This window comes from Geminocystis sp. NIES-3708 (assembly GCF_001548095.1).
GTDB lineage: Bacteria > Cyanobacteriota > Cyanobacteriia > Cyanobacteriales > Cyanobacteriaceae > Geminocystis.
Map to the genome: position 1 here is coordinate 251,034 of NZ_AP014815.1, position 23,936 is coordinate 274,969.

25 protein-coding genes and 1 pseudogene are annotated in these 23,936 nt (G+C 32.4%); 13 read left to right on the forward strand and 13 right to left on the reverse strand.

All coding sequences use genetic code 11. The features are described 5' to 3' along the window. Positions 1-20: 20 nt before the first annotated feature. The 8 genes from dacB to grrM all read left to right on the forward strand — a co-directional run bounded on the left by dacB (position 21) and on the right by grrM (position 7,820). A complete protein-coding gene (dacB, locus tag GM3708_RS01015) occupies positions 21-908 on the forward strand; it encodes a D-alanyl-D-alanine carboxypeptidase/D-alanyl-D-alanine-endopeptidase (protein ID WP_066343247.1) in 888 nt (295 codons plus the stop codon). Positions 909-924: 16 nt separating this feature from the next. Next, positions 925-1,314 (forward strand): DUF3110 domain-containing protein, encoded by a 390-nt coding sequence (locus GM3708_RS01020; protein ID WP_066343249.1) that lies wholly within the window; start codon positions 925-927, stop codon positions 1,312-1,314. A 59-nt stretch (positions 1,315-1,373) separates the two neighbouring features. Further along, on the forward strand, positions 1,374-2,267 hold the full coding sequence (gene murQ, locus GM3708_RS01025) for an N-acetylmuramic acid 6-phosphate etherase (protein WP_066343258.1): 894 nt from the start codon (positions 1,374-1,376) through the stop codon (positions 2,265-2,267). Positions 2,268-2,372: 105 nt separating this feature from the next. Continuing rightward, a complete protein-coding gene (locus tag GM3708_RS01030; protein ID WP_066343260.1) occupies positions 2,373-4,685 on the forward strand; it encodes a DHH family phosphoesterase in 2,313 nt (770 codons plus the stop codon). 154 nt (positions 4,686-4,839) lie between these two features. Then, positions 4,840-5,748 carry an extracellular substrate binding-like orphan protein GrrP gene (gene grrP, locus GM3708_RS01035; protein WP_066343261.1) on the forward strand — a complete coding sequence of 303 codons (909 nt, stop codon included), beginning with the start codon at positions 4,840-4,842 and terminating at the stop codon, positions 5,746-5,748. 27 nt (positions 5,749-5,775) lie between these two features. Beyond that, entirely contained in the window at positions 5,776-6,129 is a 354-nt protein-coding gene (gene grrA, locus GM3708_RS01040; protein WP_066343263.1) for a GrrA/OscA1 family cyclophane-containing rSAM-modified RiPP, read from the forward strand. Between the two features lie 60 nt (positions 6,130-6,189). Further along, positions 6,190-6,591 (forward strand): GrrA/OscA1 family cyclophane-containing rSAM-modified RiPP, encoded by a 402-nt coding sequence (gene grrA / locus GM3708_RS01045; protein WP_066343265.1) that lies wholly within the window; start codon positions 6,190-6,192, stop codon positions 6,589-6,591. Positions 6,592-6,638: 47 nt separating this feature from the next. Beyond that, positions 6,639-7,820: a cyclophane-forming radical SAM/SPASM peptide maturase GrrM/OscB gene (gene grrM / locus GM3708_RS01050; protein WP_066343268.1), complete on the forward strand. Its 1,182-nt coding sequence runs from the start codon at positions 6,639-6,641 to the stop codon at positions 7,818-7,820. 133 nt (positions 7,821-7,953) lie between these two features. Here grrM and GM3708_RS17695 read toward each other — a convergent pair whose 3' ends face one another. The 10 genes and pseudogenes from GM3708_RS17695 to GM3708_RS18200 form a co-directional block, all read right to left on the reverse strand. Then, the gene (locus GM3708_RS17695; protein ID WP_231933017.1) at positions 7,954-8,127 is read right to left on the reverse strand and encodes a hypothetical protein; all 174 of its coding nucleotides are present in this window, start codon (positions 8,125-8,127) and stop codon (positions 7,954-7,956) included. Positions 8,128-8,348: 221 nt separating this feature from the next. Then, complete coding sequence (locus GM3708_RS01055; RefSeq protein WP_066343269.1) at positions 8,349-8,753, reverse strand: PD-(D/E)XK nuclease superfamily protein; 405 nt, start codon at positions 8,751-8,753, stop codon at positions 8,349-8,351. Between the two features lie 164 nt (positions 8,754-8,917). Continuing rightward, the gene (locus GM3708_RS01060) at positions 8,918-9,610 is read right to left on the reverse strand and encodes a hypothetical protein (protein ID WP_066343271.1); all 693 of its coding nucleotides are present in this window, start codon (positions 9,608-9,610) and stop codon (positions 8,918-8,920) included. An 18-nt stretch (positions 9,611-9,628) separates the two neighbouring features. Then, entirely contained in the window at positions 9,629-10,021 is a 393-nt protein-coding gene (locus GM3708_RS01065; RefSeq protein WP_066343274.1) for a type II toxin-antitoxin system Phd/YefM family antitoxin, read from the reverse strand. 142 nt (positions 10,022-10,163) lie between these two features. Further along, positions 10,164-10,397 carry a sel1 repeat family protein gene (locus GM3708_RS01070; RefSeq protein WP_066343276.1) on the reverse strand — a complete coding sequence of 78 codons (234 nt, stop codon included), beginning with the start codon at positions 10,395-10,397 and terminating at the stop codon, positions 10,164-10,166. A gap of 37 nt (positions 10,398-10,434) precedes the next feature. Then, positions 10,435-10,692, reverse strand: a complete 258-nt coding sequence (locus tag GM3708_RS01075) for a hypothetical protein (RefSeq protein WP_066343277.1) — start codon at positions 10,690-10,692, stop codon at positions 10,435-10,437. Between the two features lie 14 nt (positions 10,693-10,706). Continuing rightward, a complete protein-coding gene (locus GM3708_RS01080) occupies positions 10,707-10,937 on the reverse strand; it encodes a type II toxin-antitoxin system MqsA family antitoxin (RefSeq protein ID WP_066343279.1) in 231 nt (76 codons plus the stop codon). 16 nt (positions 10,938-10,953) lie between these two features. Beyond that, positions 10,954-11,172 carry a DUF2283 domain-containing protein gene (locus GM3708_RS01085; RefSeq protein ID WP_066343280.1) on the reverse strand — a complete coding sequence of 73 codons (219 nt, stop codon included), beginning with the start codon at positions 11,170-11,172 and terminating at the stop codon, positions 10,954-10,956. A 308-nt stretch (positions 11,173-11,480) separates the two neighbouring features. Further along, the gene (gene ileS, locus GM3708_RS01090) at positions 11,481-14,462 is read right to left on the reverse strand and encodes an isoleucine--tRNA ligase (RefSeq protein ID WP_066343282.1); all 2,982 of its coding nucleotides are present in this window, start codon (positions 14,460-14,462) and stop codon (positions 11,481-11,483) included. Between the two features lie 477 nt (positions 14,463-14,939). Continuing rightward, positions 14,940-15,855: pseudogene (locus GM3708_RS18200) on the reverse strand (IS630 family transposase). A gap of 63 nt (positions 15,856-15,918) precedes the next feature. Between GM3708_RS18200 and GM3708_RS19575 the strand changes: the two are divergent. After that, positions 15,919-16,200 carry a putative toxin-antitoxin system toxin component, PIN family gene (locus tag GM3708_RS19575; protein ID WP_255358456.1) on the forward strand — a complete coding sequence of 94 codons (282 nt, stop codon included), beginning with the start codon at positions 15,919-15,921 and terminating at the stop codon, positions 16,198-16,200. Positions 16,201-16,211: 11 nt separating this feature from the next. On the opposite strand, the gene GM3708_RS01110 is transcribed toward GM3708_RS19575, so the two are convergent. Together GM3708_RS01110 and GM3708_RS01120 are read right to left on the reverse strand one after the other, a co-directional pair. Then, complete coding sequence (locus tag GM3708_RS01110) at positions 16,212-16,406, reverse strand: hypothetical protein (RefSeq protein WP_066343285.1); 195 nt, start codon at positions 16,404-16,406, stop codon at positions 16,212-16,214. 942 nt (positions 16,407-17,348) lie between these two features. Beyond that, on the reverse strand, positions 17,349-17,570 hold the full coding sequence (locus GM3708_RS01120; protein WP_066343291.1) for a hypothetical protein: 222 nt from the start codon (positions 17,568-17,570) through the stop codon (positions 17,349-17,351). Between the two features lie 50 nt (positions 17,571-17,620). On the opposite strand from GM3708_RS01120, the gene GM3708_RS01125 reads away from it, so the two are divergent. The 4 genes from GM3708_RS01125 to GM3708_RS01140 all read left to right on the forward strand — a co-directional run bounded on the left by GM3708_RS01125 (position 17,621) and on the right by GM3708_RS01140 (position 22,454). After that, entirely contained in the window at positions 17,621-18,643 is a 1,023-nt protein-coding gene (locus GM3708_RS01125) for a calcium-binding protein (protein ID WP_066343297.1), read from the forward strand. 115 nt (positions 18,644-18,758) lie between these two features. After that, positions 18,759-19,463 (forward strand): 1-acyl-sn-glycerol-3-phosphate acyltransferase, encoded by a 705-nt coding sequence (locus tag GM3708_RS01130; RefSeq protein ID WP_066343299.1) that lies wholly within the window; start codon positions 18,759-18,761, stop codon positions 19,461-19,463. A gap of 68 nt (positions 19,464-19,531) precedes the next feature. Further along, positions 19,532-21,451 carry a squalene--hopene cyclase gene (shc, locus tag GM3708_RS01135; protein ID WP_066343301.1) on the forward strand — a complete coding sequence of 640 codons (1,920 nt, stop codon included), beginning with the start codon at positions 19,532-19,534 and terminating at the stop codon, positions 21,449-21,451. 568 nt (positions 21,452-22,019) lie between these two features. Next, positions 22,020-22,454, forward strand: a complete 435-nt coding sequence (locus tag GM3708_RS01140; RefSeq protein ID WP_066343307.1) for a DUF4079 domain-containing protein — start codon at positions 22,020-22,022, stop codon at positions 22,452-22,454. Between the two features lie 87 nt (positions 22,455-22,541). On the opposite strand, the gene mnmE is transcribed toward GM3708_RS01140, so the two are convergent. Continuing rightward, positions 22,542-23,924: a tRNA uridine-5-carboxymethylaminomethyl(34) synthesis GTPase MnmE gene (gene mnmE, locus GM3708_RS01145; protein ID WP_066349291.1), complete on the reverse strand. Its 1,383-nt coding sequence runs from the start codon at positions 23,922-23,924 to the stop codon at positions 22,542-22,544. Between the last annotated feature and the right edge of the window lie 12 nt (positions 23,925-23,936).

A 23,936-nucleotide genomic window follows, 5' to 3' on the forward strand; every position in this document is an offset into this window, starting at 1 on the left:
TTAACTCACAAATTAATCTTATGTCCAAAAAACAGCAATTTATTCATTGGATCTCAATTCTTGCCATTACTTCTGCCAGTTCAGTTTCTGCACAGACTATTATACCGACCGTTAATACTTATAATCAAGATAATTTTTCTATTCCCATTGAAGTTATCCCTCCAGAAAATAACACTTCTACCCCAGCCTGTAATAACTCTTTCCTTGCCCCTAGTATTGAAACTATCGTTAAACGTTATGGAGGGGGTTGGGGAATTTTAGTTGAACGATTATCTGATGGTGAAGCTATTTATCAGTATAACGCTGATCGTGGTTTTATCCCAGCTTCTAACATGAAAATTTTAACTACCGCCGCCGCTTTACAACGATTATCTCCCCAAACAACTATCAGTGCTAATAAATCTTTGAAAGAATGGGTAACAGTAACAAATTTAAGAAGTGATAATTATTATGCTGATACTTTACTTAAAAAACTAGGGGGGGGTGCAGTGGCAAAACAAACTTTAAGTCAATTGGGCATCAATCCTCAAGGCTTTCATTTCGCTGATGGCTCAGGTTTATCTCGAAAAAATTTAGCAACTCCTAGAGTTTTAGTTGATACTCTTAGGGCTATGTATTCTACACCTCAAAAAGACATCTTTTTTGCTTCTTTACCTACCGCAGGAATTAGTGGTACTTTACGAAATAGAATGAAACAAACTCCCGTACAAGGTATTGTTCACGCTAAAACAGGTACTTTAACAGGGGTTAGAGCATTATCTGGTTACTTAGATCATCATCAATATGGTACTTTAGTTTTTAGTATTTTAGCTAATAGTCCTAATCAATCTGGTGCTGCTTTAGTACGGGCGATCGATGAAATAGTAATTACTATAAATACTAATTATACTTGTCAGTCAAATTATTAATTATTAACTATTTAAAATGCGAACATACGTTCTTTTATATAATGCAGGTACAGCTAATGAAGGAATTCACACTATTCAAATAGGAGATCAAGATTTTGTCTTAATCTTTGAATCAGAAGATGATGCCATTCGTTATGCTTTGTTATTAGAAGCTCAAGATTTTCCGACTCCTTCGGTAGAAGCTATTGATAAAGAGGAAGTTGAAGATTTTTGTCTTTCGGCTGGTTATGAATGGAAATTTATTAGTGATGGGATGTTAGAAATCCCCCCCGAAAATAATGTTAATCAAACAGATTGGAATGAAGACGGGGTTTATTCTCCACCTTCTTCTGCTCAATATTCTGAAGCTGAAATGTCGGCTTTTGAGTTAGAACGCATTCGTCGTCAACTTGAAGGTTTACTTTAATAATTACCAATTGGGAATTAGGAATTTTATTATTACTCATTATTTATTACTCATTATTTATGAATCGTGGTCATTTATTAACTGAACAAATTAACATTGCTAGTACGAATTTAGATCAACTTTCAGCATCGGAAATTGTCGATTTATTTAATCAAGAAGATCAAAAAACTATTGAGGCGATCGCCAATGCTAAAGAAGAATTAGCACAAACCATCGAAATAACAGCAAAAGCTTTGAATAAAGGTGGTCGTTTATTTTACATTGGAGCTGGTACTAGCGGACGTTTAGGGGTATTAGACGCTGCCGAATGTCCCCCCACCTTCTGCACAGATCCAGACATGGTACAGGGCATTTTAGCTGGAGGAGTGTCTGCGTTATTAAAAAGTTCAGAAGCCTTAGAAGATCGCCCTGAAGATGGTGCTAAGGCGATGATTGATCATGGTGTCAACTCCCTAGATATAGTTATTGGTATTACTGCAGGTGGTACAACTCCCTATGTTCATGGTGCATTAAAAGAAGCTAAAAAATTAGGTGCTGTGGCGATCGCCATGAGTTGTGTACCAAAAAATCAAGTACCAATTGATGCAGATATTGATATTCGCTTATTGACAGGTGCAGAAATTTTGGCAGGTTCAACTCGCTTGAAAGCAGGAACAGTTACAAAAATGGCTCTTAATATCATTTCCACAGGAATAATGGTAAAATTAGGAAAAGTTTACGGTAATCGTATGATTGATGTCTCTGTAACGAATAGTAAATTAGAAGATCGAGCATTGCGTATTATCAGTGATTTAACTAATTTAGATCGAGAAAGTGCGACTAAACTGTTAATAGCTAGTGGTAATAAAGTAAAATTAGCTTTATTAATGCACTGGAGTAATAAAACTTTATCTGAAGCAGAATTGTTGTTGGCAGAAAATAATGGAAATTTACGACAAGCGTTAAATAATTAATAATTAATAATTAAAATAACCTACATAGACAATATTAATTTTTTATTATCCATTGCATTTACTACCATCAAAAATATAAAAGACTAAGTTTTTGAAGGTGAAATTATGACTAAAATTGATTGGAAAATTTATCCTTCTGATGATATTCCAGAATGGTTTCATAAAGAAGTAAATCATCTTACAAGCAGAAATAAATCTAATTATTTAACTAAGTTATTATGGGGTAGAGGAATTCGTGATTCTCAAAAATTGCAATGGTTTTTAAGTACGAATAATTATTCCTCTTCTTCCCCTTTTGAATTTGGTAGAGAAATAAAACAGGCTTTAAAACGTTTAGAAAACGCATGGAATCGAGGAGAAAAAGTTGCTATTTGGGGAAATTATAATATTGATGGTATAACTGCCACTTGTGTTTTATGGGAAGGTTTAAAACCCTTTTTCCCCTCAGAAAATCACCTAATTTACTATATTCCTCCTGGTTTTCATAACTCTCAGGGCTTAACTTATCAATATATTGATTTTCTACAAAAACAGGGGATTAATCTCATTATTACTGCCGATATGGGTAGTGATAATATCAAAGAAATTAAATATGCTCAAAATTTAGGAATTGATATAATTGTTATTGATCATCATACGTTACCAAATCATCGCCCAGAGGTAATTTCTTTTCTTAATCCCTTAAATTTTGCTGAAAATCATCCTTTCTTTGCTCTTTCAGGAGTTGGTATCGCTTATAAATTATTAGAAGCTTTATATCAACAATTTCCTTCTATTTCTTCATTATCCCTTACCTGTTTACTTGATTTAGTTGCCATTGGTTTATTAGCTGATACCACTCCTTTAAAAGGTGATTGTCGTTATTTAGCACGAGAAGGTATTAAGATTCTACAACAAACTCAACGATCAGGTCTTGATTTTCTCGTTCAATTGTGTCAAGATAATGGCGATCGCCCTATGAATATTTCTCAAGGTATTGCCCAAAGAATTAATGCTATTAATTATATTCATTATGATCATAATTTGGCTTTTCAATTATTAACAACTACGGATCAAGAATTAGGACGAAAGTTAGCAAATTTAGTTGAGAAAGCTTATTTTAATGTGAAAAATTTACAAACAAAAATTCTTTTTGAAATACGTAAAAAAATTAATAATTTAGATATATCTAATGGTGGTCTTATTATTCTTGATAATAATCAATGGGAAGTAAATTTTTTGCCTTTAATAACTCATCTCATTAGTAAAGAATATAATCGCCCAACTATTTTATTATTTAGTGATGAAAATCAAAATATAGCTAAAGGTTATGGTTGTTCTATTAATGAGATAAACTTGGTTGAATTATTAAGTAATAAACAAGAATTATTCTATAGTATTATTGAATACCATGATACTATAGAATTATCTCTACCTATAGAAAATATCTCTTTAGTTAGAGATAGTATTAATCAACAATTAAGAAGTAAAATTAATCTTGATTTTTTCAAACCATTAATTAATATTGATTTAGTTGTCACTGTTTCTGAATTAGGTAAAAATTTACGTCATGAATTAAGATTAATTGAGCCTTGTAGTGTTGATAATCCTAATCCTAAATTATTAATACAAAATTGTTGTTTTAAAAATCTTACCAATAAAAATCAAAGCTATAAAAATGAAAGAAAAGAAGGAGAATATATTCAAACATCTTTTACTATTTACGATCAAAGTTCTCCAGATAAGGGTTTTAATGGTATTTGGTTAGGACATTATAGCAACGAAATTAATCCTAATTCTATATATGATATAGTGGTGGAATTAGATTATAATTTTTTGAATAAACAATACTATATTAGGATAATTGATCTTAAACTTAGTCAAAAAAATATTAATTATCTCACTACTATAAAATCTGCTCCTTTAATTATTGATAATAGACAAGAAATATCAAAATTAGATATTAATGATAATTCTAAAATTATATTAGATAAATGTCCTGTTGAATGGCAAGAAATAACCTCTCATTATCAAAATGCTGTCACGAATCAGAAAAATTTGGTCTTAGGTTATCACTATAACAATCAAAAAAATAGTCAAGAATTATGGTATATATTTATTAATATTATCAAGGCTTTAATTAAAGAAAATGAAGCAAAAAATATTAATATATTATTAGAGATACTTGATATTAGTGAGTTATCACTAAAAAATATTTTAGATTCTTTAGAAAAAATTGGCATAGTTTATGAAAATCAAGAAAATAAGCTCCAATTTCAACAAATTTTTACCACTTTTTCCTCTGAAGTTTATCAACAAGTTAAACAAAATTTTGAAGACATCATTAAGCAAGAAAATTTACAAAAAAATTATTTTTATCAAATACCTATTTCCACAATCAAAGACGAAGTTATTTCTAATAACCTAAAACACATTTAACTTGTATTTTTTAAAATTAGTAAAAAATCAAAGAAACCCTCAGCTCATTGACTATTTTTACCACTCAACTTAGATCCCTCTGAGCTTAATACATGAATATGATCCTAAAAGTTTAAAAGATGTAATAATATAGCGAAACCATTTTAGTAAAATTATGTTGAAAAAACTTGTTATCACATCTCTATCTCTAATGGGTTTATTGCTATCCACGGGCGTAAAACCGACTATGGCTGGTACGGTATTAGAAAATATTGCTAAAACAGGAACTTTTACCGTTGCAACTCCTTTTAACACAGTGCCTTATTCTTATTACAATCCTGAAAACGAATTGACTGGTTTTTCCATCGATGTCGTCAAATTAATTCATCAACAATTAGAAAAAGAATTAGGGCGTAAAATAGAGCTAAATTTTGTCGAAGTTAATTCTATTCAAGAAGCTATTCCGAAGATGATAAGCGGACAGGTAGATATTACTTGTAATACAGCTTTTACATGGGAAAGAGATAAATATGTGGACTATACTCTCAGATATACCATTTCTGGCATTCGATTATTAATTCCTAAAGGTAAAGCACCTACTGATACTTCTTTTACTAACAAAAAAATTGGTATTCCTCCCCAAACCTTTGTGAGAGATGCCATTAAATTAAATTATCCCAGTGCGATATTAGTGGATGTCAAAAGTTTAGAAGAAGGAACTAATAGTTTAAATGAAGGTAAAATAGACGCTTTGGCAGGAGATAGCATTCTTTTAGATGGTTTTCGTCAACAAGTTAATCCTGATGGATTTGAGCAGTTTCCTCCCTTTGCCGAACCTTCTTTAGCTCAATATGGAGTTGGTTGTATTGTTCCTGAAAACAATTCTGCTTTCTTAAATATTGCCAATTATAGTATTGCCAGAATGATGGAAGGTTATATTGTTAAAGATCCAGAAATGACTCAATTATTTCAAAAATGGATGGGAGAAAATGGTGTTGTTAATATAGTTAGTGATGAAGCAGTTGAATTATTCTTTAAAACTACGATCATCAATCACGAACAAATTCCTTTTCCTAAAAAATAAAATCAAATTTATAATTGATGAAATATCATGAAGATTTCAAATCTGACGTGGTTGGGTTTTTTCTTAACCCTATCGAGTTTGAGTATTTCCCCTAAAACTCTTGCCGTTGAAAGTAATAATATCAGTAGTGCCAACAATATTGAAGCTCGTTTAAATCGCATTTCTGAAGCCCTAAAAACCAGAGAAAACAACTTACCAGAAAATCCTTTAGATTATCCTGATGAAGAAATTTTAGTAGGTGGATTTATCAATGGTGGTGGTGGTTTTCGTAATATAGCTGGTGGTGGCGGTTTTATTAATAATCGAGGCGGCGGTGGTTTCGTCAATGGGCGAGGCGGCTGGGGAGATGGAGGCGGTGGCTTTATAAATCGCCGTTACTAATAATTATGTTCAAAAAATCAGAAAAAATATTTATCCCTTTATTGTTTGATTAATTTATTTATGAAAATCACAAATTTAACATGGCTAGGCTTTTTAATGACTTTATCTAGTCTTGCCATTGTACCTAAAACTCAGGCTTTAAATACCGATAACCTTAATAATTTTGATAATATTACCGAAAATATAGAAACCCGTTTAAACCGTATTTCTGAAGCCCTAAAAGCTAGAGAAAAAGACTTACCTCAAGATACTCAAATAGAAAATTATTCTGAGGAGGATATATTATTAGGACAAGCATTTTTAAATGGTAATAGAGCAGGTTGGGCTAATGGTGGCAGAAATTGGCGAAATGGCGGTAGCTTCTTGAATAACAACAGAGGTGGTGGTTTCATTAATCAACCCAGAAATTTCCTCAATAATCGTGGTTGGGGAGATGGTGGCGGTTTTTGGAATCGACGCTAAAATTTATTACTCATTACCTATTACTCATTTATCATTACTTTTAAATAATGGCGATCACAAAAAACAAACTTTCAATTAACTTACAAGAATCCTCTCAATTTGGACCTATTTCTTTAGTGGTTATTCAACCAAATTCATTCTGTAATTTAAACTGTGATTATTGTTATTTACCTGATCGCCATTTACAAAATCGTTTATCTTTAGACTTAATTGATCCTATTTTTAAAAGTATTTTTACCAGTCCTTTTTTTAAAGATAATTTTACAGTTTGTTGGCACGCAGGTGAACCTTTAACCATGCCTATTTCTTTTTATAAATCTGCGTTTCAACTAATCAATGAAGCGGAACAAAAATATAATAAAACTGACTTTGGTTTTAATCATTCTTACCAAACTAATGGTACATTAATAAATCAAGGATGGTGTGATTTTTGGCAAGAAAATCCTGTGCATATTGGCGTAAGTATTGATGGTCCAGCATTTTTACATGATGCCCATAGAAAAAATCGCAAAGGTGGTAATTCCCATGATTTAACCATGCGAGGAATTCGTTATTTACAAAAAAATAATATCCCTTATAATACTATTTCTGTGATCACCGAAGAATCATTAAATTATCCTGATGAAATGTTTAATTTTTTCCTTGAAAATGAGATTTATGACATCGCTTTCAATATGGAAGAAACTGAGGGAGTCAATGAATTAACTTCTCTTCATGGCAAAGAAATTGAGTCTCGTTATATCAAATTTATTGAGCGTTTTTGGCAATTAGTAACAGAAAGTAAATTACCTTTTATAGTCAGAGAATTTGAGGTATTAATTAGCTTAATTTATAGCGGCAATAGACTAAAAAATACCGACATGAATAAACCTTTTGTTATTGTTAATTATGATTATTTAGGAAATTTCTCTACATTTGATCCTGAATTATTATCAGTAAAAACAGAAAAATATGGAGACTTTATTTTCGGCAATGTTTTAACAGATACTCTTGAATATATTTGTGAAACCAATAAATTTAAAGCTATTTATAATGATATTAATGAAGGAGTAAAATTATGTTCAAACAACTGTAGTTATTTCGGTATTTGTGGTGGTGGTGCAGGTAGTAATAAGTATTGGGAAAATGGTAATTTTGCTTCCATGGAAACTCAAGCCTGTCGTTATCGCATTAAGATTTTAACAGATGTTTTAGTTAATGCTATAGAAAAATCTCTTTTGATTTCTTAAAGCAATTAAATGCAACGATGTGTAGCATGGTGTGTTCTTCTCTACTTATAAATCTGATAAAATCTGTTTATACTGACCATGATCTCTAATCCAAAACCATAAAATACTATCGGATTCATCAACACCTAATGCCCTAAACTCTAATAGACCATAAAGTTCTAATTTTTTTCAACTTTAATGAGGGATGACGAGAATTTTCTTTCAATAATTGATATTTTTGATCTGCTATTTTTTGAGTTTTAAGTGGTAATTTATAATAAAATTGACAAAAGCTATAACTGGTGTAATAACTTATATTTTCTGGCATTTTCCTTATCTAAATTCCTGTTTAACTTGTGCAATCAACTTATTTAATCTTCCCTTTTCTAAATCTTCCTCTATTTGTTTATCCCATTAATTCTCTGTATATTCATCTATCCAATTAAATAACTCTTTTTGTTCGGTGACAGATAAATTTTTGACTTGTTTTTTGATTTCTGTGATAGTCATAGTTTAATCATTTTGATATTCAAGAAGAATCTAATTAAATTATTTGAGATGACGCATTGCCCAAGAGATGAACTCTTCAAGAGAATATACACCTATTAATTTGTCATCAATTTGAGATTTAATCCATTGAATTGCACCTTGACGAATCCCACCACCTTGTAAAACAACAATTGTCGGGCAAGGATAACATTCACGAATATTTTGAACCAAGTAAGGTAGTTTTTCATCTGCACTACCATTTACGTCTTGCCATTTTGATTCAATGGCTAATCCATCGGGAAAATTAAGAGTATCTTTAACAAAAAGATCTATTTTTAACATACCGCCATAGATATTGTGACCTATTTTATATTGAGATTGAACACTAAAACCCTGCAATTTTAATGTATGCTGTAAAATACTTTCAGCAGTTCTCCCTGATTTATTAGCTCTACTTCCTGACATGATAAATACAAAAATAGATAAAGTTAAGATAAAGATAAAAATAATTGCATCCCCGACTCTTCAGAACATCTAACAGGTATTTTTTCTATATTAGCCACCCACAAAACCCATTTCATTAAACATTTTGCTCTTCGTTCTATTGTTTTCAGACTATGATTACCTGGTTAAATCATTTCAATCTTTTCTTGAATTAATTCAAGAGTTAAAGCATTTTTTCCATAGTAAATTTCATCGAAAATTATTGTTACAGGTTTAAAATCGAGCATCAGTTTTGAAAGAAAAGAATATCTATCCCAATGATCATTAAATTTTATTAATTGTTCTCCAAAATCTGTTAAATAATAAATGCGAGTTTTTCCTCGCAGATTATATTTTAGTAAATTAAGCTCGGTACAAGTACGAGTAAAATAAGAACCGTGTCGTTTTAATGTTTCCTGTTTACCCTTATGCCCTAATTCCCTTCCAATATCAAATGAATTAACAAAACCTTGATGTACAATTTCAACTGTTCTAATAATTTTTTCAGGTCTATCTGTTTGAGGAATATAAGGATAATGTTCTTCATCTTCATTCCATTCATGTTTCAGACTATTCATCATTCTCATAATATTTTTTCGGGGATCTAAATCAAAGCCATAAACACGAATTGTGTTGTGTTCCTTCAATACGTCATAAAGTAAATTTATTTCTCCGCAAGTAAAAACATAGCAAATTCGGGGAATTTCAGGAAGTCTCCACGCATCAGAACCTTCAATATCTCCATGCTTTTTCAAATGCTCAAATATTGTTTTAATTACTTCTAGTTTATCAGTCGAAATATTATCAAAAAATTGATTTGCCAGTTCTATTTCAAACATAAAAAAACCTCGATAATACTATTTAGATTTAGCTAATACAAAAAACTGTTCATCAGATTTTAGGTAATCAAATTCCATTAAAGGAATTGTCAAATAGCTAGTTAAACGACTGCTAAGAAATGCAATAATTTTTCTTGTATGAAAGGTTAAATAGATACAATCAATATTTTGCCCTACTAACTCTCCGGCTTCAGTTAATTGTTCTCTAAATTTGGTTAAAGGCATTTCTATATAATTCTCAATGGGAATACCATTTTCAGGCTCTAAATCTTTGAGTGGTAATAGAAAGCCCACTACTTCACCATAGGAAGTAATAACGATACGTTGATGTCCTAACTGTACCTGTCTTTTGATTTTCGTTAATTTTATTCTTAATTCAGATATAGGGACAACCTTGAAGTTTTTACTCACAATGTATATTCTCCTTTTTCTTTCATTTAAAATATTAACATTTTTAATAAAGTTTGTCAAACATTTTAAACTTTGTGTTTACAAATTATATAATTAAAGGGATTGATAGTTTTTGTTAGTGTGAGAAATCCTCACCATTGATTTAGAAATTACCAGCTAAGACTTCTTTGTCTATTTTCTCTATTAAGTAAATTGTTTTCAAATTATTTTCAGCTATCAAATAACCTTGTTTTGGAGATTTTTGACACCATTTAATTGCTTGTTGAATATTATGATTTACTCCTAAACCTAAATGATAAATATTACTTAAAATACATTGTAATTCTTGATTTCCTTCTTCTGCTAATGGCTTTAATATTGATATTTTTCTCTTCAAAAGCAAGTAAGCCTTTTTCTAAGTTTGACATTTTTAATTATATAAACTTATTAGCTACATTTTTACCATCAACTCTTTCATATTCATCTTCTAATAACCACGAATTAACATCATCATAATTATTACTAGAAAATATTAATTTATACTGTTGTGCAGGATTATAAACTTCATATTTTCCCTCATTATCTCCTATCAACATTAAAATTCTAGGTGGGAAAATAATTGTATCAATCCATAATTCCACAAATTGCCAATTATTATTTAATATTACGGGGTTTTGTTCTTGAGATAACATGATAAATATTCGTTCTAAGATGCAAATTTAGCTACTGGTATATTTCTAGTAATTGCGATCGATTTTTTCTGTTGTTTAATAGTCTCAATTTTTCTCATAGTTTCAGCAGTAAAATAACTTTCACCACAATCTGGACAACTTATTAAAGGTATATTTTCAATGATAAAAAGTTCTTCATCATTTCCATAACTTCGAGAAATATAGCGAATTTTAGCTTTTCCTGAAATACAAAAATCACACTTCATAAATTCTATTTTTTATTTAAGCAGCAACTTTCATAATATTAGAAGGTAATTGATTTAAAATTAATTCATTCAGTTGAACTTTTTTACTAGCATTATCAATGTCAATACCTACTAAATTACCATTTTCATCATAGTCAAGTACAACTCCTTCCGAAATTTCCTGACTGTCAATACTTGGTTTATCCAATAAATGAATATATAAAGAATCGGTATCAGAATAATAGTTAATTTTCACAGTTTAAATCTCCTATCTGGAAAAGCATTATGAATAGTTCTTTTATCTTCTAACGTTATTACTCGCAAAATTTTATTATCAAATTCTGGAATTATCCCCCAAAAACGAAATCGATTATTTTCTTGTGGTTCACATTTTAACGGATTTTTAATAACATGAATACACCATTCTTTTTTTGAGATAAGGACGTTTTAATAAAACATCATTTTCAAAATATTGTGTAAATTTATATTCTGTCATTTACTTATTTTTGTCATGATAAATGGAGAAATATTGAGTTAGTTTATTTCTCCATCTTAACTAATAAATTAGAAATTACCCGTCAAGGCCTCCTTACATCTGTCACAAATTAAAGGTTCATCGCTAAAAGTACCCACTGTGGTAGAATAATTCCAGCATCGCTCGCACTTATGACCATCAGCATTAACAACAGCAACCTTTAAAGTCGTCTCCTCAAGCTGAATATCACCAAGATATTGACTGACACTTAAAGCGGATTCATCACTTACTAACTCCACCTGCGACACAAGGAGAAGATAACGCAACTCATCAACTCTGTTAGCATCGTTCACTCCTTGACTAGGATTGAGACTGGTTAAAGTTTCCATTAATTTGCCAGTGGTGTCATACATCAACACTTTCGCCTCTAAGGATGCACCGATCGACTTTTGATTACGAGCGTCATCTAATACCTTGTTTACTCCCGTGCGAATCTTGCGTAATTCTGCCCATTTTTGAGCAAATTCGGGGCTTTTAACCCACTCAGGTTCTAATTTAACCCAACCATTCTCAAACACTGAATTACAGGGTTTCTCGTATGGGAGATTTTGCCAAATATCCTCTGCCATGTGACATAAAACAGGTGCGATCGCCCTTGCTAAATTTTCAAGAATGATTGCCATAACAGTTTGACAACTGCGACGACGGGGAGAATTAGGATCAGAAATATAGAGTCTATCCTTAGCAATATCAAGGTAAAAATTAGAGAGATCAACTACACAGAAATTTTGTACTTTTTGGAAGAATTTAAAGAATTGATAACTCTCAAATGCTTCCGTAATTTCACTAAAAACTAAATGGGTTTCGTGGAGAATATACTTATCTAATTCAGGTAAATTTTCATAACTAACTACATCTTTTTTAGGATCAAAATCGTGCAAATTACCAATTAAAAAACGGGCAGTATTACGAATTTTACGGTAAACGTCTGCAAGTTGTTTGATGATATTATCACCGATGCGCACATCTCCAGAATAGTCCGTAGAAGACACCCATAAACGCAACACATCAGCACCATAGGGCGGTTGTTGTTTCTGATTTTTGCCACCATTGATGATAAGATTCGGATCAACAACGTTACCCAATGATTTACTCATCTTCGTACCCTTTTCATCCAAGACGAAACCATGAGTCAACACGGTTTTATAAGGAGCGATGCCGTTAACTGCTACACTGGTTAGTAAGCTCGACTGAAACCATCCCCGATGTTGATCAGAACCTTCCAAATACAAGTCCACAGGGTATTTTAACTCCTCTCGTTGATTGGCAACCGCCGCCCAAGATGAACCAGAGTCGAACCATACATCCATCGTATCCATACCTTTACGGTAGGTTTTGCCGTTGTTACGATAACTTTCGGGCAATAATTCCTCTACCGACAACTCCCACCAAGCATCAGAGCCTTTTTCTCTGATAATATCTCTAACGTGGTTAATCGTCTTCTCATTCAATAATGGTTCGTTTGTTTCCTCATCGTAAAATACAGGAATCGGTAAACCCCAACTGCGTTGACGAGAAATACACCAGTCACTTCGATCGCCCACCATCGGAGTAATACGATTTTCTCCTTGAGAGGGAATCCATTTAACCTCTTTAATTGCCTTTAATGCCAAGTCACGGAAACCATCAACGGAGGCGAACCACTGCTCTGTAGCACGAAAAATTGTCGGTTTTTTAGTACGCCAATCGTAAGGATATTTATGGGCGTAGGCTTCTTCCTTCCATAAACTACCTTTTGCGGTTAAAGCGTCAATAATCGCCTGATTTGCGTCTTTTAATACGTTTAACCCTTGAAATTCTCCTACTTCTTCCGTAAAGTTACCTTTATCGTCTACTGGAGAGAGAATAGGCAAGTGATACTTTTGTCCTGTGATATAGTCTTCTAAACCATGTCCGGGGGCAGTATGTACTAAACCTGTACCAGATTCGGTGGTTATATAATCACCGCCGATGATAATAGGGCTTTCTCTGTCAAAGAGGGGATGCTTATAGGTGGATAATTCTAAGTCTGCACCTTTGATAACGGTTTTGACGACTAACACAAAATCGAGGGTATTCTTTAAACTTTCGACTAAGTCTTTGGCAACGATGAGAAATCTTGGTGGGCAATAAGTTTCTTTCTCTGAGGGGGGAATTTCAAACTCTCCCTCAAAATCGGGGGAAATAACAAATTCAGTGCCTCCTTGTCCCGGAATATTAGGAAAGATTACTTCTACCACTGCGTAGTCTAAATTACCATTGACAGCAACTGCAAGATTACCCGGAATTGTCCAAGGGGTTGTTGTCCAGATAGCTACTTCAAGATTAGGCATAAATTCTGCTAAAGATTGAGACTTTTCGCCTAACTTCGTTACCTTAAAACTAGCATAGATACTGCGAGAAGTATGCCCTTCAGGATATTCTAATTCGGCTTCGGCTAAAGCGGTTTGTGAACTTGGACTCCAATGAACAGGTTTTAAGCCTCTATAAATATAGCCATTTAATGCCATTTTGCCAAATACTTCAATTTGGGCGGCTTCGTATTCAGGTAATAAAGTTAAATAAGGTTTTTCCCAATCCCCCCAAATACCGTATCTTTGAAATCCTTCGGATTGTTCTTGTTGTGTTTTGAGAGCGAAATCATGAGCTTTGTGACGCAGGGTAATGGGGGTTAAGGCTTCTCTTTCTTTACTGGATAAACTCTGTAATACTTTAAGCTCGATCGGCAATCCGTGACAATCCCAACCTGGAACATATCGAACTTTATGACCTTGTAATAATTTATATTTATTAATAATATCTTTAAGAACTTTGTTTAAGGCATGACCCATGTGTAAGCTACCATTAGCGTAGGGTGGCCCATCGTGAAGGATAAAAAGATCTTTAGGATTATTTTGACCTAATTTCTCATAAACCTGCTCTTCTGTCCAAAATTCCTGTAATTCTGGCTCTTTTTTGACGGCATTGGCTCTCATGTTAAAGCCTGTTTTTGGTAAATTTACTGTATCTTTATAGTTTTTCGGTTCAGTCACAACGGTATCCTTAAAGTTAATATAAAATTTCTCTTTCTGTGATTGTATCGTGAACAGGGGTTATCATTGAGATGGAATTATACTTAGTTGATTTCAAATTAGGATAAAATAACCAAACTTTTACAAAAAGTAGTTAAAAAAATTAAACAGTTAAACTACGAATTACAAAATTTTGACCTTATGTAATTGATTAACAAACTAGGAAAATAATGAAAATTAGTAATCATTTATTTCTTACAAAATTCATTTAGATTTCAAGAATAGTGAAAAAACTGAGATTAGTTCTGGCAAAAACAGTCAGAGGCAACAGAAAAGAGTAATACATGGATGTAAAGATATAAAAGTTTAGAGACAAATTTTAACAGAACATTATTTCATTTAAAACATAAGACTAATCTTTGCTTTATCTCTTTTTTGTCATTTTTCGATATATAGCAGTTTTCATAATTATGAGGTATAGTAACAGCAATGAGTGAATCAGCTATGTATGTCGAACTGTGTTACTTGTTCCATTGCCGTTGCAATCCCCTCTACCAGATCATTATAATTTCTTGGTTTTAGTTTTCTGATCTGATTTTTGACTTTCGACCAAAAATTTTCAATGGGTGAAAAATCGGGAGAATATGGCGATAAATACACGAATGATGCTCTCACTTTTTCTATTTCCTCTCTGATTGTTTCTCCTAAATGAATTTTTGCATTATCCATAATTACACAAGCTCCCGCCCATAATTTTGCGATTAAACCTCTTACCACAAAAGCCTCAAAAGTTAATCCATCTACACAGCCATAAATATTTCTTGATGCAACTACTTCCTTTAAAGATATTGCCGTAACCATAGAAACATTGCGACCTCTTTTTTGAGGTTGTTCTCCTCTGATTCTATCTCCTATTTTTGCTCTGCCATAAAGGCGAACCATTGCCAAATTACTTCCTGATTCGTCCACAAAAACTAAGTTTTCTTGATTAATTTCTCTGACTGTATGCCAATATTCCCATCTTTTTTCTTGAACCCTCTCACTATGTTTTTCTGTAAGGTAGAGGGTTTTTTTTGACCGTATAGTCAAATTTACGACTGGTTCTATCAATAGTAGATGTACTGAGTTGAAGTCCAGTTTTTTCCTCAAATAATTCGGCTAATTCGGAGAGAGTAGCGTCATTATTTTCGTCAATAATTTGTAAAAATACAACAATTTGTTCTGAATTTATTTTCGGTGGTCTTCACCCAGAATAAAGGGGTTTAAGATCTCCAGTTTCTTGATATTGCTTGAGTATTTTTTGTACAAAACTTTTTGCCACGGCAAAATTTTGGGCTAATTGACGAATAGACAATTGTTGCTTTTCACGGGCGTGGATGATTTTTTGTCTTAAATCCAAAGAATAAGGACGCATTACATTAATGTTGATATGGTCTAAATTTCCCCTCACTTCTACCTCATCATTTTAATAAACGCTATATTATCGGTTTTAAGTAGAGATAAATTTGCGAAATATATCGAACCAAAAGAGATTAATGGATTATCGGAACGGATTAAAATAAATTGGCATTATGTCTCAATTATTCAAAAGGTTAATTTATGTCGGGATGAGAAAGATAATAAGTTTATTGATTTGGCTTTAAATGGTGGGGCTTCTCATCTTATTACTGGCGATAATGATTTATTAGTTTTAAATCCTATTCAAGATATTTCTATCCTTAAACCTCGTGATTTTTGGGATTTAATAAGTAGTAAATAAACTAGATTTTATTAACTAAAGTCGAGAAATTCCTCGTCAATGCCTTCAAGGGTGGTAAGGGTTTCTAGTAAAGATTTTTGCTTTATTGGTTCAAAAAATGCCTCTCTTAGTTTGCCTTTTAGTAGCCCTAGGGTGCGGGGAACTACTGCTTTATCTTCTAAGGCTTTACGGGTGGTTGTTGATTTTCTTGATTTATTTCTAAGCACATTTGATGGAATAATTCATAAATTTGAATTAGATTTTCTGAGAGAATTTGATGTAATTCTTGGATGATTTTATCAATTAGCATCATTTTATTTTATTACTAAGTTTTAATTGTTTAATTATCAATTTTAATTCTTATTTTGCCTGTCAATAGTTGTTGCATTAGTCCTTTTTTCTGCTTTGTGAATAGTTATTTTTGTTGTTCTAAGATGCTTATTTCTTTTTCTAAATTTTTCAGACAAGATGCTATTTTTTCTTGTTATTCTACGCAAGGTAATAGAACCATACACTTTCCTGTTTCTCCTAGATTAATTTTTTTGGAAAAAGCAACATGAATAGTTCTTTTATGTAACTTTTTTTAAAGTAAATGCTAGAAATAAAACAAGCTAAAAAAGCTGAATTTGTAAACTTATTTTCTTTGATTAGATCAAGACTTACATAAAAAGAGGCGCGAACATCCCAATCTATTAAGCGACAAGTTCCAATATCTCCAATTCGAGTCATTAAAATATCATTTCTCTTAATTGAAACTCTTTGTTGTTCATGTTTGAACACTTGCTCTGATATAAATTTTGTATTTTTGAAATCATTTGCTGTTAAATTTTCAACGCTATAAAATGGAACTCCTTATGTTCACATGATCTCAAAAGTAAAATGATTTTTCAGATCATTTTAATTCATATTTTAAATCAGCAATGCCAAAATTTGCTATATTAATCCTACAATCTAAAAAATTCTTTGCACCTTGAAAACTTCAATATCAGCTATTGTACTGTAAGAATTTCAGGAGTCGCTCTGTTTAACCTTTGATCGCCACTAGGCGTTATTTATGGTAAAAACTAGAGAAAGTTTGGTTACTAAGTTTCCAACTTTATTTTCTAGCTTCCAACTATATTATTTTTGGACAGCTACACCATCTAAAGGTTGTAACTGATTTGGATAAGTTAAAGAATACAATTAAAAGTTTGCCAGTAGGCAACTGGTTGAATAATATGAGACTCCATCTGCTTGATCGTTTGACGTTTGCGACTGCCCTTGAAATATTCTGGCAACACTAAATTGTTACTAAAATATTTCAAGAGAGGGACTAAGTCTAAATGTTCAATAAAACCAAGGTTAAAGTCTGCCACAAAAACTTCAGATAAGGAGATAGGAAAGCCCCCCATTTTCTTTTAAAATAGTAGTATAAGTCAAACTATCTTTAAAGACTAAAATTATGGCAACTATAAATGGTACAAATAGAAATATATTATTACCGAATTTATACTATACAGAAAAATTATTAGGCACAAATTCTAGTGATAACATATATGGCTTAAGAGGTGATGATCTCATTGAGGGTGCAAATGGTAATGATTCTCTTTACGGAGGACAAATCAGAAATCCAAATCCGTTATTAATATACATTGATGGTCGTGATACTATTTTTGGAGGAGTAGGAAATGATTATATTGACGGAGGAAAAGAAGATGAGTCTTTGCCCTATATCGATCCTACCACCAATACTGCCATCGCAACTCCATACTTAGATCCATTAACCAATGAAACAGTGGTTATCTATAATGGTGATTCCCTTTATGGCAATACAGGCAATGATCGTATTTTTGGGCGAGAGGGTTATGATTACTTACATGGTGGTCAAGATCATGATTATTTAGACGGTGGTATAGGTAATGATACTCTGATCGGAGGCATTGGTTCAGATATTTTAGTGGGCGGAGTTGGTAACGATTTTTTGGCTGGAGGTAATGGCGGAGTAGCCTCAGATGGTAGTATTGATTGGTTTGTCTATACTAATCCAAATGAAATCGGAGACAATATTGAAGATTTTACTAAAAGCCAAGACAAAATTGTTTTAAATGCTTCTTCTTTTGGATTAACGAAAAATAATTTAGTTAACGCCACAAAACCTTCTTCTTTTTCTCTAGCTACTCAGTCAGGTTTATTTACTAACACAACTACATTTCATAAACTAGCTTTGACTGAATATGAACAACGAATTGTTGGTATTGGAGTTGGAGATGATCCTGATCTTACTACAGCTTTAGCCAATGCTACTGCTAAAATTGTAGCTATTATTCCTAATGGTATTACTAGTGATGTGCTACCTGCATCTATTTATTATGATATAGATCCAACAGCAGGAACAAATTATCAACTATTAGCTACTTTCAATAATGGAAATACTCCTACTCAAAACTTAACCAATACGAATATATTTGATATTTTAATTTATTAGAGAAGTAAAAAAAATTATTGACGCATAAAAAACTGTCACAAAGGAATAAAAATATTATTAAAAATAGTTTTAAGCTAGAGAAGTAAAAGTTAAAAGCTAATCTAAGCGACAAAAGATGATTATCAAATCAGACATCAAACCTCATCTAAGCAACCATACAACAGAAATTACTTCTCATATTTCTCCTTGGCTAGTTAAATTAGCTTATCCTTTAGTCACGAGATTAATTTTTCCTTTTTTCTTCAAGAAAATTATTATCACAGGAAAAGAAAATGTACCAAAAGATGGTGCGGTAATCATTGCACCTACTCACCGCTCTCGTTGGGATGCTTTAATAGTACCTTACGCTACAGGTAAATTAGTCAGTGGCAGAAATCCTCATTTTATGGTGTCTGCTAACGAAATGAAAGGGCTTCAAGGGTGGATTGTGAGAAAAATGGGTGGATTTCCCGTCAATACTGATAAACCCGGTTTGGATAGTTTACGTCATAGCTTTGATTTATTATGTCAAGAACAAATGGTAGTGATTTTTCCTGAAGGCAATATTTTTCGCACAGATGAAGTGCAACCTTTAAAAAGAGGGATTGCAAAAATTGCCCTGGAAGTTGAAACTGTAAAACCAGAGATGAAGATAAAAATTTTGCCTATAAGTATTAAGTATAGTGAATCAATACCTCATAGAGGTTGCAATGTTGTCATTAGTATTGGTAAATGTTTGACGGTTAAAGATTATCAAAAAGAATCTAGTCGAAAAGATAGCATCGCATTGACGGCTAGTTTAACTGATTCCCTAGAGACGATGACGAAAATGATTGCCTGATTGACTATGATTTATGGTGATGAGATTGTAAAATAAATCTAAAAATTGATTAATAAGTATCCATAACCGTGCAAATTATTAACACCCAGGCAATTGATAAAGCATCAACCCATACTGCTATCAAACAAGCTCAAGATTATCTTTTCTCTTTACAAAAAAATGACGGTCATTGGTGTGCTTATTTAGAGTCTAATGTTACTATCACCGCCGAAGCTGTTTTACTTTATAAAATTTTGGGTGTTGATAATCAAAAGCCTTTACATAAAATTGAACATTATTTGCGATCGCAACAGCGTAGTCATGGAGGATGGGAGTTATATTACGGAGATGGAGGGGAGTTAAGCACATCCGTAGAAGCCTATATGGCATTAAGATTATTAGGAGTTAGTATCGATGATAGTGCATTAGTAAAGGCAAAAAAATTTATTTTAAGTAAAGGTGGTATAAGTAAAAGTCGTATTTTCACAAAATTTCACCTTGCATTGATTGGTTGTTATGATTGGCGTGGTGTGCCGTCAATTCCTCCATGGATTATGTTATTACCTAATAATCCTTTTTTTACCATTTATGAAATGTCAAGTTGGGCAAGAAGTAGCACAGTACCCTTATTAATTCTATTCGATAAAAAGCCTATTTTCCCCATTCAACCCAGAATAAAATTAAATGAATTATATAGCGAAGGCATTCATAACGTAAAATATGAGATGCCTAGTAATGGTGATTGGACTGATATATTTGGGCATTTAGACAATTTATTTAAACTAGCAGAAGACTGGAATATTGTACCCTTCAAAGAACAAAGTATTCAAGCGGCTGAAAAATGGATTATTGAAAGACAAGAAGTTACGGGAGATTGGGGAGGAATTTTCCCGCCCATTACTAACTCTCTTTTAGCTTTTAAAATACTTAACTATCACGTCAATGATCCTATTGTAGTACGAGGATTAGAAGCAGCGGAAAATTTTGCCATCGAAACTCATGATGATTATTTAGTACAATCTTGTATCTCTCCCGTATGGGATACAACTTGGAGTTTACGAGCCTTAGTAGAATCAGGAATTAGCCCTAATCATCCGCAATTAGTCAAAGGTGGTGAGTGGTTACTAAATAAGCAAATTCTTGATTATGGCGACTGGATTGTGAAAAATCCTCAAGGAAAACCAGGGGGGTGGGCATTTGAGTATGAAAATCGTTTTTATCCTGATATGGATGATTCGGCAGTAACTGTTATGACATTACATCAGCTAGAATTACCTCATGAAAATGAAAAAAAAGAAGCCATATTGCGTTGCTTACGATGGATTGAAACTATGCAATGTCAAAATAAAGGTTGGGCTGCCTTTGACATTAATAACGATGCGAATTGGTTAAATTTTCTTCCTTATGCTGACTTAAAAGCAATGATTGATCCTGCTACGGCGGACATCACTGCTAGAGTATTAGAAATGGTGGGAAGTTGTGACTTATCAATGAAAGGAGATAAAATTCAAAATGCAATTTCCTTTTTAATACATCAACAAGAAAAAGATGGTAGCTGGTTCGGACGTTGGGGGGTAAACTATATCTATGGCACATCAGGAGTTTTATCTGCCTTAGCCGTCATAGCCCCTCAAATTCATCAACTGGAAATAGAAAAAGGTATTAATTGGTTAATTAGTTGTCAAAATAATGATGGTGGTTGGGGAGAAACTTGTGAAAGTTATAAAAATCCATCTTTGAAAGGAAAAGGAGACTCGACACCGTCTCAAACAGCATGGGCATTAATTGGCTTATTAGATGGAGGAAATGCTCTTAATAAATTTGCAGAAAATAGTATTAATCAAGGGATAAAATATCTCTTATCTACCCAAAATGATAATGGTACATGGGAGGAAAAGCACTTTACAGGGACAGGATTTCCGGGAAATTTTTATATTAACTACCACTTATATCGTCATTATTTTCCTTTAATTGCTTTGGGTAAATATCGGAAGTTTTGTTACCAATAAGAATTTAAAAAAAAATTCAAAAAGAGGTAATTTTTAATAAAATTAATAAATATTTTGAAAACATTAATTAAAATTTTTGTCAGTTATTACTACTATCTCCTCTTTTCTGTTATTGACCATATAAATACAGAAATGATAAACTGAAAACAAATTAGTAATAGTAACATCGTAGATGTAATTACTTATACTGAAGCTCAAAAAAACTTTGCTAATGTAATGAATCAGGTGTGTGATAATCATGCACTAATTATCATTACTGGTCAATATCAAAAGCTAATACTGACAATGTCTCTAAATGAGTGCATAAAATTAATTGTACATTTTATTTTTCTCAAAGTTTTGGTAACAATGGGTTTAAACCAATTGCTTGTATATAATTAATTTTGCATAAATACTTATAAGATTATGGCTCAATTAAGATTATGGCTCAATGAAAGAAACATTATATTTATTAACCACCCCTAAAAATATCCAACGTCTGAACATAAAGCAGTAAAAGTTAGAGATAATATAAAATACCTCAAACTAAATTTAAAGCTGATAAGATAGATAATTATTAACTAAGTACATGAATTTACCGTCTTTTCTCTGGTTATGGAAAATTGCGGCATGGTCAATGGGATTAGCGATCACCTCTTATTTTATACTAGGTATATCGGGAATTTTATTGATTAAATATCGACAAGAAAAAAAACCACGCCCAAAATGGTTACGCCCGTTTCATTGGATTATAGGAATAATAATCGTTATCCTCGTGTTATTATTGCTATCTATTGGCTTAATCGGCACATTAGGGCATTATGGCAGTTTGGGGCATTCATGGCATTTAGGAGCGGGATTTATAGTGGTGACGTTAGTCTTGTCATCGGCGTGGAGTTCTAGTCAAATACATCCTTCTCGACTTTGGGCGAAAAAACTTCATATAAGCCTTAATATCGGCTTATTTTTCTCGTTACTTTTTGTTGGTTTAAGCGGTTGGAATGTGGTGCAAAAATACTTATAATAAATAATTAGGATGTGGTAAAAAAGTATAAGTGATGAGTAAAAATTAGAAGATAAGATAAATACTGATAAATGAAATAGATATTTTTTATTTACCAATACAAAAACGACTAAAAATTCTATCTAATACTGATTCTGTTACTTCTTCTCCTGTTATTTCTCCTAAAGCCTGAATAGCAATCCGTAAATCAATAGTCCAAAAATCAAGAGGAAGTTTATTTTTAATAGTTTCTTCTACTTGTATTAAAGCTAATTTTGCACGGGTTAAACTAGCCGCTTGACGTTGATTAATGGCAATATCTAAATCTTGAGCTATAGTTTCTCCTCGTTGAATTGATTTAATAATCATCTTTTCTAAGGCTTCTATTCCCTCATTAATAGCGACGGCAGTGTTTACTACTTGTTTAATTTTAGAAGGATATTTAACGGTTTCTAAAGTAGCAATATCTGTTTTATTGATCACTAAAATTAAGTTTAATTCTTGAATTTTTTGATAAATTTCTTCATCTTCTTGAGTCCATCCTACACTAGCATCTATAGTGAAAAGGATTAAATCTGCTTGTGATACGGCTTGAAGTGAACGCTCTACACCAATTTTTTCAACGGTATCTTCTGTTTCTCTAATTCCTGCGGTGTCTAATACTTGAATAGGGATACCTTCTACTACCAACTGAGATTCTACGACATCACGGGTAGTGCCGGGCAAATCAGTGACAATTGCTCGATCATTTTTACTCCAAGCATTCAAAAGGCTTGATTTACCTACGTTTGGACGACCGACAATAGCAACTTTGATTCCACTACGTAATAATTCTCCTTGATCTTTAGTTTCTAAAATATGTTTAACTTGAAGTAAATTATTGTGTAAATCTCCCTTAATTTGTTCTTCATTTAAAGGTGGCAAGTCGTCTTCAAAATCAATCCTTGCTTCAACTTCTGCTAAAATATCCAGTAAAGAATGACGCATTTGACGAATTGGTTGTGCTAATTTTCCTCGTAATCCAGCCAAAGCAATATGAGAGGCTTGAGGAGATTTTGCCCCAACAATTTCAGCAATACTTTCGGCTTGGGTTAAGTCAATTCTACCGTTTAAAAATGCTCTCAGGGTAAATTCTCCTGCATTAGCAAGTCTTGCACCATACTCTAAACATAACTCTAAAACTTGTTGCACGGGAATAATACCACCGTGGCAGTGAAATTCGATCACATCTTCACGAGTAAAAGAGCGAGGTGATAGCATTAATAAGACTAAAACTTCGTCAATAATTTGTTTTGTATTAGGATTTTGAATATAGCCATAAAGGATTTGATGAGATTGCCATGAAGGCTTACCTTGAGGCTGAAAAATTTTTTGAGTAATATCTAATGCCGTTACACCACTTAGTCTGACGATGCCTATACTACCCTGATTTGGCACAACTGCCGAGGCGATGGCAACAATCGTTTCTTGTTGAATTATATTTTTCACTATAGAGTTATTAAA